Source organism: Sphingomonas populi (genome assembly GCF_004208535.1).
In the GTDB taxonomy this organism is placed as follows: domain Bacteria; phylum Pseudomonadota; class Alphaproteobacteria; order Sphingomonadales; family Sphingomonadaceae; genus Sphingomonas; species Sphingomonas populi.
Genome location: NZ_SGIS01000007.1, coordinates 1 through 17690 on the forward strand (window position 1 = coordinate 1; position 17690 = coordinate 17690).

The 17690-nt window shown below is 67.5% G+C and carries 16 protein-coding genes; 7 read left to right on the forward strand and 9 right to left on the reverse strand.

Translation table 11 applies throughout. From position 1 onward, the window contains the following. Nucleotides 1-142: 142 nt before the first annotated feature. From EWE75_RS06055 to lgt, 6 genes are all read right to left on the reverse strand, one after another. Nucleotides 143-2449 (reverse strand): GH92 family glycosyl hydrolase, encoded by a 2307-nt coding sequence (locus tag EWE75_RS06055; protein ID WP_130155775.1) that lies wholly within the window; start codon nucleotides 2447-2449, stop codon nucleotides 143-145. Nucleotides 2450-2572: 123 nt separating this feature from the next. Next, entirely contained in the window at nucleotides 2573-3895 is a 1323-nt protein-coding gene (locus EWE75_RS06060; RefSeq protein WP_130155776.1) for a cystathionine gamma-synthase family protein, read from the reverse strand. 400 nt (nucleotides 3896-4295) lie between these two features. Then, the gene (gene pgeF, locus EWE75_RS06065) at nucleotides 4296-5057 is read right to left on the reverse strand and encodes a peptidoglycan editing factor PgeF (RefSeq protein ID WP_130155777.1); all 762 of its coding nucleotides are present in this window, start codon (nucleotides 5055-5057) and stop codon (nucleotides 4296-4298) included. Beyond that, entirely contained in the window at nucleotides 5054-5563 is a 510-nt protein-coding gene (locus EWE75_RS06070; protein WP_130155778.1) for a GNAT family N-acetyltransferase, read from the reverse strand. The genes pgeF and EWE75_RS06070 overlap by 4 nt, the downstream gene beginning before the upstream one ends. Further along, entirely contained in the window at nucleotides 5560-6528 is a 969-nt protein-coding gene (locus EWE75_RS06075) for a class I SAM-dependent methyltransferase (RefSeq protein WP_130155899.1), read from the reverse strand. The genes EWE75_RS06070 and EWE75_RS06075 overlap by 4 nt, the downstream gene beginning before the upstream one ends. A 178-nt stretch (nucleotides 6529-6706) precedes the next feature. Beyond that, nucleotides 6707-7597 (reverse strand): prolipoprotein diacylglyceryl transferase, encoded by an 891-nt coding sequence (lgt, locus tag EWE75_RS06080; RefSeq protein WP_130155779.1) that lies wholly within the window; start codon nucleotides 7595-7597, stop codon nucleotides 6707-6709. Nucleotides 7598-7903: 306 nt separating this feature from the next. On the opposite strand from lgt, the gene EWE75_RS06085 reads away from it, so the two are divergent. Genes EWE75_RS06085 through phbB form a run of 3 tightly spaced genes read left to right on the forward strand, consistent with a single transcriptional unit; the run spans nucleotide 7904 to nucleotide 11900 of the window. After that, nucleotides 7904-10141 carry a xanthine dehydrogenase family protein molybdopterin-binding subunit gene (locus EWE75_RS06085; protein WP_130155780.1) on the forward strand — a complete coding sequence of 746 codons (2238 nt, stop codon included), beginning with the start codon at nucleotides 7904-7906 and terminating at the stop codon, nucleotides 10139-10141. After that, entirely contained in the window at nucleotides 10141-11145 is a 1005-nt protein-coding gene (hemH, locus tag EWE75_RS06090; protein ID WP_130155781.1) for a ferrochelatase, read from the forward strand. Before EWE75_RS06085 ends, hemH begins: the two co-directional genes overlap by 1 nt. A gap of 32 nt (nucleotides 11146-11177) precedes the next feature. After that, entirely contained in the window at nucleotides 11178-11900 is a 723-nt protein-coding gene (phbB, locus tag EWE75_RS06095; protein WP_130155782.1) for an acetoacetyl-CoA reductase, read from the forward strand. A 558-nt stretch (nucleotides 11901-12458) separates the two neighbouring features. Here the strand turns inward: phbB and EWE75_RS06100 are convergent. Further along, nucleotides 12459-12881 (reverse strand): glycine zipper 2TM domain-containing protein, encoded by a 423-nt coding sequence (locus EWE75_RS06100; protein WP_130155783.1) that lies wholly within the window; start codon nucleotides 12879-12881, stop codon nucleotides 12459-12461. Nucleotides 12882-13051: 170 nt separating this feature from the next. Here EWE75_RS06100 and EWE75_RS06105 point away from each other — a divergent pair, with 170 nt between their 5' ends. After that, entirely contained in the window at nucleotides 13052-14068 is a 1017-nt protein-coding gene (locus EWE75_RS06105; RefSeq protein ID WP_130155784.1) for an esterase-like activity of phytase family protein, read from the forward strand. A 6-nt stretch (nucleotides 14069-14074) separates the two neighbouring features. On the opposite strand, the gene rpmB is transcribed toward EWE75_RS06105, so the two are convergent. Then, nucleotides 14075-14371 carry a 50S ribosomal protein L28 gene (rpmB, locus tag EWE75_RS06110; protein ID WP_069204077.1) on the reverse strand — a complete coding sequence of 99 codons (297 nt, stop codon included), beginning with the start codon at nucleotides 14369-14371 and terminating at the stop codon, nucleotides 14075-14077. 219 nt (nucleotides 14372-14590) lie between these two features. Here rpmB and EWE75_RS06115 point away from each other — a divergent pair, with 219 nt between their 5' ends. After that, the gene (locus EWE75_RS06115) at nucleotides 14591-14875 is read left to right on the forward strand and encodes a hypothetical protein (RefSeq protein ID WP_130155785.1); all 285 of its coding nucleotides are present in this window, start codon (nucleotides 14591-14593) and stop codon (nucleotides 14873-14875) included. A gap of 59 nt (nucleotides 14876-14934) precedes the next feature. Then, nucleotides 14935-15363: a nucleoside deaminase gene (locus EWE75_RS06120; protein WP_130155900.1), complete on the forward strand. Its 429-nt coding sequence runs from the start codon at nucleotides 14935-14937 to the stop codon at nucleotides 15361-15363. A 101-nt stretch (nucleotides 15364-15464) separates the two neighbouring features. Here EWE75_RS06120 and EWE75_RS06130 read toward each other — a convergent pair whose 3' ends face one another. After that, nucleotides 15465-16142 (reverse strand): YiaD family glycine zipper/OmpA-like lipoprotein, encoded by a 678-nt coding sequence (locus tag EWE75_RS06130; protein WP_130155786.1) that lies wholly within the window; start codon nucleotides 16140-16142, stop codon nucleotides 15465-15467. Between the two features lie 145 nt (nucleotides 16143-16287). Here EWE75_RS06130 and EWE75_RS06135 point away from each other — a divergent pair, with 145 nt between their 5' ends. Beyond that, nucleotides 16288-17601 (forward strand): hemolysin family protein, encoded by a 1314-nt coding sequence (locus EWE75_RS06135; RefSeq protein WP_130155787.1) that lies wholly within the window; start codon nucleotides 16288-16290, stop codon nucleotides 17599-17601. Nucleotides 17602-17690: the final 89 nt, after the last annotated feature.

Genomic DNA, 17690 nt, shown 5'->3' on the forward strand with positions numbered 1-17690 from the left:
GCACCTGCATCTCCCGGTCTTTCCAGAAGACGCTTCAGAATCCTTTTTCCTGCCCGGCGCTACTCCCTCCAGCTCAAATGCGATTCCCCTGCCCTGAAAGGGAGGGGAGTTCGGTTCCGCTTCTATCCGCACGGCAAGGGCATCACCGCACCGACATCGAAAACGGCCGCGACGCCTTGCCACTGCCCCACGCCGTGTTCGGCGCGGCCGCCATCGTGAAGCGCAATTCCCCGCCGCCACGAATCTCCGCATCGGTCACGAAGCTCCGCGTCAGCGGCGTCCCGTTCAGCGTCACCGCGCCGACATACGGGTGCGCGTCCGACAGGCCATCCGCGACCACCGTGAACCGCTTGCCGTTGGGCAGGTTCATCACCGCGCGCGACACGAAGGGCCGACCGATGACATATTGGTTCGATCCCGGCGCGACCGGATAGAAACCGAGCGCGGTGAACACCAGCCACGCCGACATCTGGCCGAGATCGTCATTGCCGCCGAGTCCGTCAGGCGTCGGCTTATACTGGCTATCGACGATCTGCTTCAGCCGCGCCTGAGTCCGCCACGGCGCGCCGGCGTAGTCGTAGAGATAGGCGACGTGGTGGCTCGGCTCGTTGCCGTGGATGTACTGGCCGATCAGCCCGGCGATATCCTCGGCATGGCTGTAATCGACCTTGGTCATATCGAAATCGAACATCGCGTCGAGCTTGGCGACCGTCTTCGCGTCGCCGCCCAGAACCGCGATCAGCCCGGCCTCGTCCTGCGGCACGAACCAGCTATATTGCCAGGCATTGCCCTCGGTATAATCCGAACCATAGTTGATCGCGGTCGGATCGAACGGGCTGCGGAACGCGCCGGTCGAGAGCCGCGCACGCAGCCAGCCGCTCTTCGCGTCGAAGCTGTTCCGCCAATTGCCCGCGCGTTTCTCGAACCGGTCGGCGATCGCGGTCTTGCCCATCGCCCGCGCCATCCGCGCGATGCTCCAGTCGTCGAACGCATATTCGACCGTCTTGGACGCCGCCTCCGGCTCCTTGTCGATCGGCACATAGCCGCGATCGATATAGTCGCCCAAGCCCCCGTAGGAACGGTGATCGGCACTCGCGACCATCGCCGCCAAAGCCGCATCGGCATCGAACCCGCGCAGCCCCTTCAAATACGCATCGGCGATCACCGGCACGGCATGATAGCCGATCATGCACCACGTCTCGCGGCCCGCGAACTGCCACACCGGCAGGATGCCATCGGGGCTCACCTGCTGGCTCGCCACCAAGGATTGCACGACATCGGCGGTGGTCTGCTCGGGCTGAACCAAAGTCAGCAGCGGATGTTCGGCGCGGAACGTATCCCACAAAGAGAAGGTCGAGCGGAAGGTGAAGCCCTTGGCCTGATGGACCTGATCGTCCGGCCCGCGATAGCGCCCGTCGGCATCGCTCCACACGCTCGGCGCGAGCAAGGCGTGGTACAGCGCGGTGTAAACGCTTGTGCGGATCGGCGCCGGCGCATCAATCGCCACCGCGCCGAGCGCCTTCTCCCAAGCGGCGGTGGTGCGCGCCCGCACCGCATCGAAATCCCCCGCCTCGCTGGCGAGATTGGCGAGGGCAGCGTTTTCATCGACGCCAGACAGCGCGACCTTCACCTCAAGCGGTGCATTGAGCACACCGAAATCAAGCCGCGCTTCCAGCGCCCGCCCGAGCTTCTCGGCCAAAACGTCGCTGCCGCGCCCCGGCCCCGGAAAGCCCTTGTAGAGCACCTTCTCTTCCCGATCGACAAAGGCATGGTCGGCGAGCGGCGCCGAGAAGCGCATCGCGAAATACAGCTTGCGCCCCGGCGCCCAGCCGCGCGTTTCGCGAAACCCCGTCAGCACGCCATCGGGTCGCAAATGCAGCCCCGACCACAACACCTTGCCGGGATAGCTATAAAGCGACGAGCGCAGGTCGATCAGCAGATGCGCAGCCTGTCCCGCCGGGAAGGTATAGCGATGCACGCCGATCCGCGTCCCCGCCGTCAACTCAGCGCGCACCTTGCTGTCGGCGAGCGTCACCGCGTAATAGCCGGGATGCGCGGTCTCGGTCTTGTGATCGAAGCGCGAGCGATAGCCGGTGCCCGGCTGTTTGGGGTCGCCCGGATCGAGGTCTACCCGCGTGCCTGCCGCCGGCATCACCAGCACATCGCCGAGATCACTATGCCCCGCGCCCGAGAAATGCGTGTGGCTGAACCCCTGAATGGTCGGGTCTTCGTAACGATAGCCCGCCGCATGGCTGTAGCACGCGCGAATCTCGCAGCGTGTGTCGGTATCGGGCGAGAGCTGCACCATCCCGAACGGCGCGGTCGCACCGGGGAAGGTGTGCCCCTCTCCGCCAGTGCCGATCATCGGATCGACCGCGTCGATCGGCGCGGGCGTTTGCGCGGCGAGGGTGGCGGGGAGCAGGGCGGCGAGCAGGATGGGGTAGCGCATCGCGGTAGTAGAGCAGGCACAGTATCGCGCCGCAATTCCCCAACCGTTCGTGTCGAGCGAAGTCGAGACACCTGCGCTCCCGCAGGCCCCCTCGACTTCGCTCGGGGCGAACGGCATGCAGTTTTAAATCGCCGCCAAAGCCTGCTCGAAATCGGCGATCAGATCGCCCGCATCCTCCACGCCGATCGAAATCCGCACCAGATTGTCGGTGATCCCAAGCGCCGCCTTGCGCGCATCGGGCACCGACAGGTGCGTCATGCCCGCCGGGTGGCTCGCCAGCGTCTCGGTGCCGCCGAGACTGACCGCGAGCTTGGCGATCTTGAGCGCGTCGAGGAACGCGAAGCTTTCCACCTCGCCACCCTGCAGGAACAGCGAGAAGGTACTGCCCGCGCCGATGCAATGCCGCCGGTAGATATCGGCCTGTCGCGCATCGCCCTGCTTCTCCAGAAAGCCGAGATAGCCAACCCGCTCGACCTTGGGATGGCCGTCGAGGAACGCGCAGACCTTGGCGGCATTCTCGCCCGCGCGGCTCATCCGCAGTTCCAGCGTTTCGAGGCTGCGCAGCAGCATCCACGCGGTATGCGGGTCGCAGATCGTACCGATCGTGTTGCGCATTGACCGGATCGTGTTGATGTGCGCCTTCGTCCCCAGCACGCCGCCCGCGACCAGATCGCTATGCCCGCCGGCATATTTGGTGAGGCTGTAGACGACCAGATCGGCGCCATGCCGCAGCGGCTGCTGCCACAGCGGCCCGAGGAAGGTGTTGTCGATCGCGATCGGCGGCTTTTCCTCTGCGTCGCCGAAGATCGCGTCGCGGCTCGCCGCCACCGCCTCGATATCGACCAGAGCGTTGGTCGGGTTGGCGGGGCTTTCCAAATAGATCAAAGCGACGCGGCCTTGCCCCTTCGCCTGTTCCATCACCGAGTCGATCTCGGCCCGCGTCGCCCCGGCGGGGAAATCGAGCCACTTCACCCCGAACTTGCCGAGGATGCGCGCGATCAGCGTCTCGGTCGCGGCATAGAGCGGCCCCGAATGGACGATCGTATCGCCCGGCTGCACCATCGCGAGGAACAAGGTCGCGATCGCCGACATGCCGCTGGAGAAAGCGAGCGCATCCTCCGCCTCTTCCCACACGCCGAGCCGGTCTTCGAGGATTTCCTGATTCGGCCCGTTGAAGCGCGAATACACGAGGCCGTCGGCGCCGCCCGGGCGCTTGCCGGTAACGCCCTCGAAATGGCGCTTGCCGGCGGCGGCGTTGGGGAAGACGAAGGTCGAGGTCAGGAAGATCGGCGGTTTGAGTGAGCCTTCCGACAACATCGGATCATAGCCATGCCCCATCATTCGTGTCGCGGGCGAAAGCTTGCGCTCGCCGATCGCTTCGAGCGCTGGCTTGGCGCGGCGCTGCGGCACGCCGCCGGTGAGATCGGCTTCGGTTTCGTCGGTCATATTCGTCTCCTGCGCACCCGGCTGAAGCGGGCCTTGTTGCAGATGTAACGATCTTGCAGGCAAAAGGCAGCAGCATCCGCGTCGCCCCGGCGGAGGCCGGGGCCGCTACGTCGTGTTCGAACGGCTCGCGTCCAACGAGCCGGCCCCGGCCTCCGCCGGGGCGACGTCCTCAGGCCGATCCTCGAAATTGGTTCGCGCAGAGGCGCAGAAGCCGCAGAGATGCCGGACTTGAGGCGAAGCCTCTCAAAACTCTCTGTTATCCAGCCAAAACGCGAGAGCGCGACGCAACCCCTCTCTGCGCCTCCGCGCCTCCGCGTGAATCCATCTCACGCGGAGGCGCGGAGATTTTGCAGCGCTGCGCGCGGTATTCCCTCTGCGTCCCCTGCGCCTCTGCGCGAACCTATTCCAGACCGATAATCGAAATCTGCCGCCCGTACCCAGGCTCGCCGCGATGCGTCGCGCGGCGGAAGCTGAAGAAGCGGTCTTCGTCGCCGTACGTGTCGAGCCCGAGCATCTCGATTCGCGCCACCCCCGCCTCGGCGAGGCGGTGCGCGACATAGGCTTCGAGGTCGAACTGGTGGTGCCCAGCGCGTCCGCCCGAGAAGAACCGCTCGTTGGCCGGATCGGCGGCGTCGAACGTCCGCGCAAACGCATCGTCGACCTCGTAGCTGGCGCGCGCGATGCACGGCCCGATCGCCGCGACGATCCGCTCACGCTTCGCCCCCAGCGCTTCCATCGCGAGGATCGCCGAGCTGGTGACGCCGCCGAGCGCGCCCTTCCACCCGGCGTGCGCCGCCCCGACCACGCCAGCCTCGCGGTCCGCGAGCAGCACCGGCGCGCAATCGGCGGTGAGGATGCCGAGCGCGAGGCCGGGCCGATCGGTGACGAGCGCATCGGCGCGCGGGCGCCCATCCTGCTCGAATGGCGTGAGCACCGTCACCGTATCGGCGGAATGGACCTGAAACAGCGTGACCAAAGTCGCGCCCGGCAGCACCGCCTCGGTCGCAAGCCGTCTGTTCTCGGCGATCGCGGCGGGATCGTCGTCAGATCCGATGCCGACGTTCAGCCCGGCATGCATCCCTTGCGACACCCCGCCGCGCCGCCCGAGAAAGCCATGCGCGACACCATCCAGCGCACGCGCGCGATTCACATCTATGGTCATATCACCAACCGCATCAGTCGATCATCGTCGATCGTCTCACCCACCTGAAAGGCATAGGCGCCGATCTCCTCGAAACCATAACGTTCGTAGAACCGCCGCGCGCGGTGATTGTCGACATAGACGCTGAGGATGATCTCGCGCGCGCCATGCTCGCGCCCGTGGCGGATCGCCCAGTCCATCATCTCCTGCGCGACGCCGTGGCCCTGCCAGGGGCCGAGCACGTAGAATTGATAGAGTTCGACCGCGTCGGGCCGCCATTCGCCGGGGAACGTCACCGGCCCCATCTTGGCGAAGCCGATGATCTCGCCTTGGTCGATCGCCAGCCGCACGGTGAAATCGGGGTCGGAAAGCTGCGCGGCGAGGCCATTCGCGCCGAACGCATCGTTCAGGAAGGGGGTGAGATCGGACGCGCTGTAGAGCGTGCCGAACGTCTCGACGAACGACCGCCGCGCCATCGCCGACAACGGCAGCGCATCGGCGGCGCGGGCATCGCGATAGGTAATCATGCCGCAAACCCCGCCGGCGCGGGCCAGCTTGGCGCGGTAACGGCAAGCACCTTGAACAAGATTCCCATATCGTCGGTCAGCCGGTCGCGATCGGCGGCGATGCCGTCCGCACGCGCGGGCGCGGCTTTGGCGAGCGCGGCGGCGCGCGCGTCGATGCCGAGCGCGCGCAGGAATGCGCCCTGCCCGACCACCGGCGAGGGCCGCGCGCCCTCCTTCACCGCGGCGGCGGCGAGCGTGGCGAAATCGACGTGGGCGGTCAGGTCATTCTCTCCGGGCGTTTCGAACGGATTGGCGTAGGCGTGGCCGCGCACCGCCTGCAAGGTGTCGCCGATCGCCGGGCCTTCATAGCCATAATCGATCGTCAGCATCGCTCCGCCCTGGCTGCCGATCCGCCGCGCGAGCGCGCGGAAAATCGCGACGCTGGCGGGCGAAGTCTCGATGATCGACCCCGGCGCGGCATCGCGCAACGCCTCGGGAATGATCTCGGCCGGCACCGGCTTGCCCGCGACCGGCACGAACAGCACGTCCTGACAGGCGACGAACCGTTCCGCCCAGCCGCCTCGCGCGCGCACGAGCTGGCGGATCGGCAGCGCATCGAAGAATTCGTTGGCGACGACGATCAGCGGCATGCCCTCGGGCAAGCTCGTCACATCGTCATGCCATGTCGCGGCGGGCACGCGCTTGGCCTGTTCGGCGCGCAGCACCGGGCTGGTCTCGACGAAATGCACCGGCGGGGCAAACCCGGCCTTGGCGGCGGCGCGCAGCGCATCGGCGCTGAGCGTACCGCGTCCGGGGCCGCACTCGACCCACGCCACCGGTGGACGCCCGGCGCGGTCCCACAGATCGGCCGCCCACAGCCCGATCAGCTCGCCGAACATCTGGCTGATCTCGGGCGCGGTGGTGAAGTCGCCCCCCGCCCCCAGCGGGTCGCGCGTCGCATAATAGTGTGCGTTGGCGGCGGCCATGAACTGCGCGATCGGGATCGGCCCGGCGAGCGTGATCGCGCGCGCGAGCCGATCGGCGAGTGACGTTTCTGTTCCCCCCCCGCTGGCGGGAGGGGTTAGGGGAGGGCCTGTCAAAACGGGAGCGGCGTGTGTGCGGACACGCCCTCCCCTAGCCCCTCCCACGCGTGGGAGGGGAATATCAAGCCACGCTCTCCCCGCCCGCGATCGGCTCGACGCGGGTGCGGCGGCCCTTGGCGGTGGCGACCAGATACGCGCCGACAAGGATCATCGGCAGCGTCAGCACCTGCCCCATGTGGATGGTGGTCGCGAAAAAGGTGCCGGCGAACTGCGAATCGGGTTCGCGGAAAAACTCGACCGTGAAGCGCGCCAGACCATAGCCGATCAGGAAAATGCCAACGAGCTTGCCCGGCTCGTAGCGCGCCTTGGTCCGCCAGAAAAAGAACCACAGCACCGCGAACAAGGCGATTCCCTCCAGCCCCGCCTCGTACAACTGGCTCGGGTGGCGCGGAATCTCGCCGCCGCCGCGCGAGAAGATGATCGCCCACGGCACATCACTCGGCTTGCCCCAGAGTTCGCCGTTCACGAAATTGGCGATCCGCCCGAAGAACAGCCCGAACGGCACGCAGCACGAGAGATAATCATGCACGCGCAGCCAATCGAGCTTGTGGTTGCGCGCGAACAGGATGATGCCGAGCGAGGTGCCGATCATCCCGCCGTGGAACGACATGCCACCGTCCCACAGCCGCAGGATGTTGAGCGGATGCAGGAACATCTCGGGCGCATAGAACACCGCATAGCCGAGCCGCCCGCCGAGGATGATGCCGAGCGTCGCGTAGAACACCAGATCATCGGCATGCCGCCGCGCCATCGGCGACCCGGGCTGCGCGATCAGCTTGAGCAGATACCACCAGCCGATCAGAATGCCGGTGATATAGGCGATCGAATACCATTTGATGTCGAAGAAGCCGAGGCTGAGCGCGACCGGGTTCAGGTGCAGTTGCTCGAAGCGCAAATGCGTCTGGGTGGGCGTCGCAAGCGCGGCGGCGGCGGCAATCAGGGTCAAGCGCATGTCCTCGAACGTTCGTGCGCTTCCATAGTCGGCGGTGCGGCCACGGCCAAGTGCGGAAGCGCCGCCCCGCCTCCCGCCCTACCCGACCCACCCCGCGCCCCACCCACTCCGTTCGCTTCGAGCGGAGGGTCGAGCGAAGTCGAGATCGTAGTCGAGAAGGCGCCCCAAGCCACCGGTTCTCGACGGGCGCTTCTCGGCTTCGCTCGAAGCTGCTCGAACCGAACGGATATTTTGGGGAATGGGCGTAGTTTCAAGGCACAAGTGAAAGGTATGGCCGGCCCCTCAAAGCCACAGTAGAGCGGAACGATGGCAACGCGCGGAGAGGGAAGCACGACAAGCCGCCGCGGGCTGTTGATCGGCGGCGGCGCGGGCATCGGGCTGGTCGTCGCGTGGGCGGTGTGGCCGCGCAGCTACGCGCCCAACCTGCCGCGCGCCAAGGGCGAGACTGTGTTCAACGCGTGGCTCAAGATCGGCGAGGACGGCACCGTCACCGTCGCGGTGCCGCAGGCCGAACACGGCCAGGGCGTCTATACCGCGCTCCCGCAGATCCTCGCCGACGAACTCGGCGCCGACTGGCGCACGGTCGCGGTGCAGCCAGCCCCGCTCAACCCGCTCTATGCCAACTCGCTCGCCGCCGACACGTTGTTCGAAGGCGACTTCGATGCGCTGCCGGCCCCCTTGCGCGAAGGCCATGCCCAGCGCAGCGCGTTGCTGCTCACCGCCGGATCGACCTCGGTGCGCGCGTTCGAAGCGCCGCTGCGCGAGGCCGGCGCCGCCGCGCGCGTGCTGTTGTGCAAGGCGGCGGCGAAACGCTGGGGTGTCGATTGGCAGGGCTGCGCCACCGAGACCGGCTTCGTCACCCACGGCAAGCAGCGGCTGCGCTTCGGCGATCTCGCCGCGAGCGCCGCAAGCAACACGCTGCCCGATCCGCTGCCACTGCGCGGTGGAAACGGCGCGCTTGCCGGCCAGTCGCTGCCCCGGCTCGACGCGCCCGCCAAGGTCGATGGCTCGGCCATTTTCGCGGGTGACATCCGCCTGCCCGACATGGTGTTCGCCGCGATCCGCCAGGCCCCGGTCGGCGATGCGAAACTGCTCTCGGTCGATCGTGCCGCCGCCGCCAAAGTGCGCGGCATGCTCTCGGTCGTCACCAACGACGGCTGGGTCGCGGCGGTGGCGAGCAACTGGTGGGCGGCGAACCGCGCGCTCGATGCGCTCGCGCCCAGCTTCACGATCCGGGGCGCGCCGATCAACACCGACAGCATCGACGCCGCACTCGACGCCGCGCTGAACGGTGACGGCACGCGCATCTGGTCACAGGGCGATCTCGCGCCGGTGTTCAAGGGCGCGCGCCTCGTCACGGCGGAATACCGCGCCGGACTCGCCGTTCACGCCGCGATCGAGACGATGACCGCAACCGCGCGGCTCGACGATGGCAAGCTCGAACTGTGGCTGCCAACGCAAGCGCCCGGCCTCGCCCGCGCCGCCGCCGCCGCTGCGCTCGGCATCTCCGAAGGCGCGGTGACGGTCTATCCGATGCTGATCGGCGGATCGTTCGGCGCCAATCTCGATCACCGCGCGGCACAGCAGGCGGCGGTGCTCGCGCGCGCGCTCAAGCGCCCGGTGCAACTCACCTGGTCTCGCCGCGAGGATCTCCAGCACGATCTTTACCGCCCGCCCGCCCGCGCGCGCATGGCGGCACGGCTCGGCGCCAACGGCCAGATCCTCGGCTGGCAGGCGAAGATCGCCGCGCCCGCGACCGGCCACGAACTCGCCAGCCGACTGCTCGCCACCGATCAAGCCGCACGCGCATTCCTCGCGCTACCCGGCGCGGGCGATCGCTATTCGGTGGCCGGCGCGCGCCCGTTCTACCGCATCCCGGCCTATGCGATCGACCATCACCCCGCCGACATCGGCGTGCCGACCGGCCATTGGCGCTCGGGCGCGCACAGCTACACCGCGTTCTTCACCGAATGCTTCATCGATGAACTCGCGCATGTCGCCGGCACCGAGGCGCTGTCGTTCCGCATCGCCATGTTAGGGGGCGACGCGCGGCTCGCGCGCTGCCTGTCGACCGCCGCGTCGCTCGGCGGCTGGGAGGGCGGCGTCCCTGGCAGCGGGCAGGGCATCGCCTGCCACAGCTTTCGCGGCAGCCATATCGCGGTGCTGGCCGAGGCGCATATCGACGACGATCAATCGGTCACGGTCGATCGCATCGTCGCGGCGGTCGATTGCGGGCGGCAGATCAACCCCGATCTCGTCCGCCAGCAGATCGAGGGCGGGCTGATCTTCGGCATGGCGGCGACGACCGGCGCATCGACCGGGTTCAGCGAAAATCGCGCCGACGCGCGCACCTTGCGCGATCTCGGCCTGCCGCGCCTCGCCGATACCCCCGACATCACCGTCGAACTGATCCCGAGCGAGGCCGATCCCGGCGGGGTGAGCGAACTCGCCGTGCCCGCGGTCGCCCCCGCCATCGCCAATGCCTTGCAGGCGTCGACCGGCTCCCGGCTGCGCGCGCTGCCGCTGACTGTAGGAACCCCCTGATGCTGCCCGCCAACCATCCCCCCGTCGCGCCGCCACGCATCGGCGTCTTGCTCGTCAACCTCGGCACGCCCGACGCCGCCTCGCCGCGCGCGGTGAAGCGCTACCTCGGCGAATTCCTGTCCGATCGCCGCGTCGTCGAAATCTCGCCCTTGCTCTGGCAGCCGATTTTGCGCGGCATCATCCTCAACACCCGCCCCAAGAAGTCGGCGCATGCCTATAGTCAGGTCTGGCGCGAAGACGGCTCGCCGCTGGCCGCGATCACGGCGGCACAGTCCCGCGCGCTGCAGGGCGCGTTCGGCGACGGCGTCACGGTCGATTGGGCGATGCGCTACGGCAACCCGTCGATCCCCGAACGGCTCGCGGCGATGAAGGCGGCGGGGTGCGAACGCATCCTGATCGCGCCGCTCTATCCGCAATATTGCGCCGCGACGACCGCCACCGCCAACGACAGCGCCTTCGCCACGCTGGCGGCGATGCGCTGGCAACCGGCGCTGCGCACGCTGCCGCCCTATCACGACGATCCACGCTATATCGGCGCGCTGAAAGAGTCGGTCGAGGCATCGCTGGCGACGCTCGATTTCACCCCGCAGACGATCCTCGCCAGCTTCCACGGCATGCCCAAGCGCACGCTCGAACTCGGCGACCCGTACCACTGCCATTGCCAGAAAACCGCGCGGCTGCTCGCCGAGGCGCTCGGCCGGCCGCTCACCATCACCTTCCAGTCGCGCTTCGGCCCGGCCAAATGGCTCGAACCCGCGACCGACACGACGCTGGCGGCGTTGCCGGGGCAAGGCATCAAACAGGTCGCGATCGTCGCGCCCGGATTTTCGGCGGATTGTCTCGAAACGCTGGAAGAGCTTTCGATTCGCGGACGCGATACCTTTTTGGCGGCGGGGGGGACGGATTTCGCCTATCTTCCCTGCCTCAACGATAGCACCATCGGGGTGCAGCTTTTGCGGCAAATACTTGGGCAGGAACTTGAAGGCTGGCTCACCGCCGCCTAGCGTCATCACCAGCCAATCGTAGGGAGAGAAGCATGGCACGCGTAGGAATCGTCACGGGTGGAACGCGCGGGATCGGCGAGGCGATCAGCCTCGCGCTCAAGGAAGCCGGCGTAACCGTCGCCGCGACCTATGCGGGCAACGACGAGCGCGCGCGCGAATTCACCGAACGCACCGGCATCGCCGCGTACAAATGGGACGTCGCCGATCACGAGGCCTGCCTCGCCGGTTGCGCCAAAGTGGCGGAGGATCTCGGTCCGGTCGATATCCTCGTCAACAACGCCGGCATCACCCGCGACGGCACCATCCTCAAGATGACCTATGAGATGTGGAAAGAGGTGATGGACACCAATCTCGGCGGGTGTTTCAACATGGCCAAGGCGGTGTTCGCCGGCATGCGTGATCGCAAATGGGGGCGGATCGTCAACATCGGCTCGATCAACGGGCAGGCCGGCCAATATGGCCAGGTCAATTACGCCGCCGCCAAATCGGGCATCCACGGCTTCACCAAGGCCTTGTCACAGGAGGGCGCCCGCGCCGGCGTGACCGTCAACGCGATCGCGCCGGGCTATATCGATACCGACATGGTCGCTGCGGTGCCCGCCGACGTGTTGGAGAAGATCGTCGCCAAAATCCCGGTCGGTCGCTTGGGACAGGCGCACGAAATCGCACGCGGCGTCGCGTTCCTGTGTTCGGAGGATGGCGGCTTCGTCACCGGCTCGACGCTGAGTATTAATGGTGGTCAGCACATGTACTGACGGGCGCAGGGCCGGGCTGGCCCGGCCCGCCCGCGACCGGCACGGCCGGCGGGTCGGCGCCAAGCCGAACCCGGCCGACGGCTTCGCCGTCGGCACGCCAAAACTATATCACCCAACCGTTCGTGCCGAGCCCTTCGGCTGGCTGGCAAGCCAGCCGCTCAGGATAAACTTCGGCCCAAAGGGCCGAAGTCGAGGCACCTGCGCTCCGGCCATGTCCCTCGACTTCGCTCGGGACGAACGGGCAGAGGCAGCGCGCACATTCGAAATACAGGAAGGGGCGGCCACCAAACACGCGACCGGCCCCTTCGGCCCCAAACGCAACACGGGGGTAAACTGGTAAGCGGCTAGGGAGCCAATGCGTCGCCGCACTGGCTCCCCGCTCCATCCCGGTACGCCACACGGGAGAAGCCTGTTAAAAGCATGAAACCGAATTTCGTTCCGGGAGCGTAGCGACAACAACGTCGTCGCCGTCGGTCGGATCGGGCTGATGCCCGTCCGCCGTCCGTGCCGGGTAGTGCGCTTCGCGCACCGGCGCGGGTTGCCCCGCGCCTCTACCCGTCAGCGGCAATACCGGGGGTTATCCGACTGATCGATCGCACGCCCTGCCAGCGCACCCGCGCCCGCACCGAGCACGGTGCCGAGACCGCGATCACCACGACCGGCGATGCCGTTGCCGAGCAGACCGCCCGCGATCGCACCGAGGATCGTGCCGGTCGCGCTGCTGCACTGGTTCGAGCGATAGCGGCGGCGGTCGTAACCACGATCATAGCCGCGACCGTCATTGTAGCCACGGCCCTCGTAATAGCCGCCGCTATCCTCGTACTGGTACGAAGGTCCGCGATTGTACCCGTCACGATAGGCATCGTTATAGGCGTTGTCGTAATGGCGACCGCCGTAATATTGCGCCGAGGCCGGCGTGGCGGCGATGCCGCCGGCGGTCAGGGCGAACGCGGCAGCGGCGAGCGAAAGTGTTTTCATCATCGTCCTTCTCCCGAAAATCCGGTTCGAAACGTCAGCGGCGGGGTGCCGCGTCCTTCGATGATGCCGTTATGATCGAGTCGCTTTGAGCGAAGACTGAACGCGTCCGTTATCCTTTGTTCATCATGCGAAAGCGTTGCGCCGCGCCGCGGCATCGCCCACGGCACCCCGCGATGCGTGTCTTCCTGTCCTGTCTGCTGGCGCTGGTCTTCACCCCCGATTGGGTCGGCGAACCGCGCCTGCCGCTGATGGGCAAGCGCGCGATCCTCCACACCGCGCCCGTCGCGCTCGATTCGGCGCACCCGGAGCGCACCCGCGTCGGCGCGCTGGTGTGGCTCGGCGGCGTGCGGCTCACCAGCCCCGATCCGGCGTTCGGCGGCTTCTCCTCACTCCACGTCGCGCCGGACCACCGCATCACGTTGCTCAGCGACGGCGGCAATATCGTCCAGTTTACGCTTGGCGGCGACTGGCGGCCGCGCCGAATCGCGTTCGGCGATCTCCCCGCCGGCCCCGGCACCGGCTGGTCCAAGATCGACCGTGACAGCGAATCGATGAGCGTCGATCCGAACGACGGCAGCATCGTCACCGGCTTCGAGAACAGCAACATGCTGTGGCGCTACACGCCCGACCTGCGCCGCGCGCTCGGCGCGGCATCCCCGCGCGCGATGGCGAAATGGCCGGGCAACGAGGGCGCCGAATCGTTCACCTTCCTGCCCAAAGCCGGCTGGGGCGGCGGCGCGATCACGATCGGCGAGCAAGACCCGTGGCCGAAGGGCAAGGGCCGCGCGGCGATTCGCTTCACCGGCGATCCGGTGCGCGCGCCGAATCGCGGCTATCGGTTCAGCTATATCCCGCCGGCGCATTTCGACCCGAGCGACATGACCGTGCTGCCCGATGGCCGGCTGATCGTGCTCAACCGCCGCTTCGAGCTGCCGTTTACCTTCACCAACAAACTGGTGGTGATAGATCGCGCCGCGATTCGCCCCGGCGCTATGGTGCGCGGACGCGAGATCGCCACGCTGGCGCCGCCGCTGATTCACGAGAATTTCGAGGGGGTCGCGGCGACGCAGGAAGGCGGGCACACGATTCTATGGCTGGTGTCCGACGACAACCAGTCCGTGCTTCAGCGCAGTCTGCTGCTGAAGTTCAGGCTAGACGCGCCGGGCGATACGAAGACCGCCCGGCCGTAAAGCGAATCAGGCGGCTGCCTGAACCGTGAGCTTCTTGGCGACATCGCGCTTGAGGCGACGTGCGCGCAGCGAGAGCTTGTCCTCGCTGGTCTTGACCAGCCAGTTGTCGAGCCCGCCGACATGCTCGACCGAGCGCAGGCCATGCGTCGAAACGCGCAGCTTGACGCTGGTGCCGAGCGCTTCGGACATCAGGGTGACGTTCTGCAGGTTGGGCAGGAACGTGCGCTTGGTCTTGTTGTTGGCGTGGGAGACATTGTTCCCCACCATCCGGCCCTTGCCGGTCAGTTCGCAAATCCGCGACATGATGTAATCCTGAAAGCTGGGGTGATCCCGTGAAGGCGCAGGCGCATAACGGGGATGTCCGAACAGGTCAACCGATTCAGACTCTGTTCGGCATCGGCCCGCTCCCCCAACCGGCCTCCGATCCGGGATTTTCTGGGGCCTTATACTAAGATGCAACGATCGGCTTAGCCTTGCGTTGGTTACGGTAACGATTCGAATTGTCCCTGGGGAGATACTCTCATGCGCTTCTTGTTAGCTCTGGTCGGCATCGCCGCCGTCATCGTCATCGCAATGGTATCGCTCGGCCTGCTCTCGTTCCAGACTCGCCCCGGCAGCCTGCCGAGCGTCCATGTCGACGGCGGCACCGCGCCGGCGGTCAGCGCCAATGTCGCGACGCTGTCGGTCGGCACCGAGAACAAGGTGGTCGACGTGCCCACCGTCGGCACCACCCAGAAAACGATCTCGGTGCCGACCGTCCATATGAACAAGCCCGGTGACGGCACCAGCAACGCCGCCGCCGAATAATCTTTCGCGCGCGTGACGGGCGGGGCATTGGGGACGCGATGTTCCCGGTCCCGCCCCCGATGCGCGCCGCGCTCGATGCCGCCGCCGCCGCCGCCGCGCGCGGCGAAGTTCCGGTCGGCGCCGCGATCGTCCGCGCCGGCACGATCATCGCCACCTCGGCGAACGCGCCGCGCACCGGCCACGACCCCACCGCCCATGCCGAAATGCTCGCGATTCGCGCCGCCGCCGCCGCGATCGGCGACGACCGGCTGAGCGACTGCGATCTATGGGTGACGCTCGAACCCTGCGCGATGTGCGCCGGCGCGATCGCCCACGCGCGAATCGGCCGGCTCTATTATGGCGCGAGCGACCCCAAGGGCGGCGCGATCGAACACGGCCCACGCCTGTTCACGCAACCGACGATTCACCACCGCCCCGAAATCTACCCCGGCATCGCCGAGGCCGAAGCGGCGGCGCTGTTACGCGACTTCTTCGCGGCGCGGCGATAAGGGACGAGCCACGCCCCTCAACCGTTCGTGTCGAGCGAAGTCGAGACACCTGCGCCTAGGTCTGGTCCCTCGACTTCGCTCGGGACGAACGGAGGGGCGGGTTACCGCAGATCGCTCTCCGGGATCGGCACGATCTTGATCTCCACGCGCCGGTTGGCGGCGCGGCCCTCTTCGGTCGCGTTGTTGGCCACCGGTTGCGTCTTGCCGAACCCGCGCGTCGCGATGCGTGCGCCCTTCACCCCATGCGTGACGAGATAGTCCGCCACCGCCACCGCCCGCCGCTCGGACAGCCCCTGGTTATACGCGTCCGACCCGACCGCATCGGTATGCCCGTAAATGTCGATATAGGTGCGGTCATATTGCCCGAGCACCCGCGCGACATCATCAAGCGTGTGCTGGAACGCCGGCGCCACCGTGTCGCTGTTATACGCAAAGTTGATTCCCGACGGGATCGACAGGATCAGATCGTCACCCTGGCGAATCACCCGCACCTCGGTGCCGGCGGTGCGCTCGCGCAGGTCGCGCTCCTGCTTGTCCATATACGATCCGATCGCGGCCCCGGCGAGGCCGCCGATGCCCGCGCCGGCGATCTTGGCGGTGCGGTCATGCCGCCCGCCGACGAGATCGCCGAACAGATAGCCGCCCAGCGCGCCGCCGATCCCGCCGATCGCGGCGTTCGACAGCCGCTGCCGGCCGGTGTCGGGATCGGTCATGCAGGCGGTGGTGGCGAGCAACGACGCGAGCGCCGCAGCGGTGGTGAAGCGCGCGAGATGGCGCATGATTTCGATCCCTTTCGTTCCCGGTGACACGTCCCGCCGACCCGCACCACCAAACCCGCGCCCGCGCAACCCCGTTCCGCAGGCGCATCGACCGCGCACGGCGGTTGTGAAGCGGCGCGTTGTGCGCCAAAGGAGATACGGCGCCATGCACCCTCTCTCCCCCTTCCCGTGGATCGACGTCGCGATCATCGTCGCGTTGATTTTCCTGAACGGCCTGTTCGCGATGTCCGAACTGGCGATCGTCTCGGCGCGCCGCGCGCGGCTGGAGGCGATGGCGCGCGCCAAGCTGCGCGGCGCCGAGACCGCGCTGACGCTCGCCGCCGACCCCGGCAAGATCCTGTCGACCACGCAGATCGGCATCACGCTGATCGGCATTCTCGCCGGCGCCTATTCGGGCGCGAGCCTTGGGCAGCCGGTCGCGGCGCGGCTGCAATGGCTCGGCCTCTCCGCGCCGACCACCGAATCGCTCGGCTTCGCGCTGGTGATCGGCCTCACCACCTATGCCTCGCTGGTGATCGGCGAGCTCGTCCCCAAGCAGATCGCGCTGCGCGCGCCGGAACGAATCGCGGCGGCGGCGGCGGGTCCGGTGCTGGCGCTCGCCTGGGCGACCGCGCCGGTGGTGTGGCTGCTCGATTCGTCGAGCGCGCTGCTGTTCCGGCTGATGCGGCTCGATCGCCAGACCGAGGAGCATGTCACCGCCGAGGAACTCCACCTGATCGTCGCCGAGGCGAGCAAGTCGGGCGTGATCGAGGAGCATGAACGCTCGATCATCTCGGGCGTGGTGCGATTGGCGGACCGGCCCGTGCGCGAAGTGATGACGCCGCGCACCGATGTCGAATGGATCGACGCTACGCTGAGCGACCGGGGCGACGAAGCCGGCGTGCGCGCCGCGCTGATGGTCGCCTCGCACAGCCGGTTGCCGGTGGCGGAAGGCTCGGTCGACAAGGTCGTCGGCGTGGTGCAGGCGCGCGACGTCGCGGTCGCGCTGTTTCGCGGCGAACCGCTCGATCTGCGCGCGCTGATGCGCTCGGCGCCAGTGGTGCTCGACCAGATCGACGCGATGGACGCGCTCGATGCGCTGCGTCAGGCCGAAGTGCCGATGGCGCTGATCCACGACGAATATGGCCATTTCGAAGGGATCGTCACCCCCGCCGATCTGCTCGCCGCGATCGCCGGCGAATTCGCCTCCGATGCCGATCCCGATGACGCGCCCTCAGTGGTCGAACGCGACGACGGCTCGCTGCTCGTCGCCGGCAACATGGCCGCCGACGCGCTCGCCGAACGGCTCTGCATCGACCTCCCCGAAGACCGCGACTACGCCACCGTCGCCGGCCTCGCGCTCGCCAAGTTCCGCCATTTGCCCGGCGAAGGCGAGCATTTCATGGAACAGGGCTGGAAATTCGAAGTGGTCGACCTCGACGGCCGCCGCATCGACAAATTGCTGGTGAGCCGCCCTTAGCCCCCCAACCGTCGCCCCGGCGAAGGCCGGGGCCGCTGCGTAATGTGGCGAGCGGGGCGCCCAACACACAACGGCCCCGGCCTTCGCCG

Bases quoted from the DNA above. Each gene is read 5' to 3' on its own strand.
- EWE75_RS06075 (WP_130155899.1), bottom strand. From the start codon at position 6,528: ATGGCCGCCGCCAACGCACACTATTATGCGACGCGCGACCCGCTGGGG.
- phbB (WP_130155782.1), top strand. From the start codon at position 11,178: ATGGCACGCGTAGGAATCGTCACGGGTGGAACGCGCGGGATCGGCGAG.
- EWE75_RS06085 (WP_130155780.1), top strand. From the start codon at position 7,904: ATGGCAACGCGCGGAGAGGGAAGCACGACAAGCCGCCGCGGGCTGTTG.
- EWE75_RS06055 (WP_130155775.1), bottom strand. From the start codon at position 2,449: ATGCGCTACCCCATCCTGCTCGCCGCCCTGCTCCCCGCCACCCTCGCC.
- EWE75_RS06060 (WP_130155776.1), bottom strand. From the start codon at position 3,895: ATGACCGACGAAACCGAAGCCGATCTCACCGGCGGCGTGCCGCAGCGC.
- pgeF (WP_130155777.1), bottom strand. From the start codon at position 5,057: ATGACCATAGATGTGAATCGCGCGCGTGCGCTGGATGGTGTCGCGCAT.
- hemH (WP_130155781.1), top strand. From the start codon at position 10,141: ATGCTGCCCGCCAACCATCCCCCCGTCGCGCCGCCACGCATCGGCGTC.
- rpmB (WP_069204077.1), bottom strand. From the start codon at position 14,371: ATGTCGCGGATTTGCGAACTGACCGGCAAGGGCCGGATGGTGGGGAAC.
- EWE75_RS06135 (WP_130155787.1), top strand. From the start codon at position 16,288: ATGCACCCTCTCTCCCCCTTCCCGTGGATCGACGTCGCGATCATCGTC.
- EWE75_RS06130 (WP_130155786.1), bottom strand. From the start codon at position 16,142: ATGCGCCATCTCGCGCGCTTCACCACCGCTGCGGCGCTCGCGTCGTTG.
- EWE75_RS06105 (WP_130155784.1), top strand. From the start codon at position 13,052: ATGCGTGTCTTCCTGTCCTGTCTGCTGGCGCTGGTCTTCACCCCCGAT.
- EWE75_RS06100 (WP_130155783.1), bottom strand. From the start codon at position 12,881: ATGATGAAAACACTTTCGCTCGCCGCTGCCGCGTTCGCCCTGACCGCC.
- EWE75_RS06120 (WP_130155900.1), top strand. From the start codon at position 14,935: ATGCGCGCCGCGCTCGATGCCGCCGCCGCCGCCGCCGCGCGCGGCGAA.
- EWE75_RS06070 (WP_130155778.1), bottom strand. From the start codon at position 5,563: ATGATTACCTATCGCGATGCCCGCGCCGCCGATGCGCTGCCGTTGTCG.
- lgt (WP_130155779.1), bottom strand. From the start codon at position 7,597: ATGCGCTTGACCCTGATTGCCGCCGCCGCCGCGCTTGCGACGCCCACC.
- EWE75_RS06115 (WP_130155785.1), top strand. From the start codon at position 14,591: ATGCGCTTCTTGTTAGCTCTGGTCGGCATCGCCGCCGTCATCGTCATC.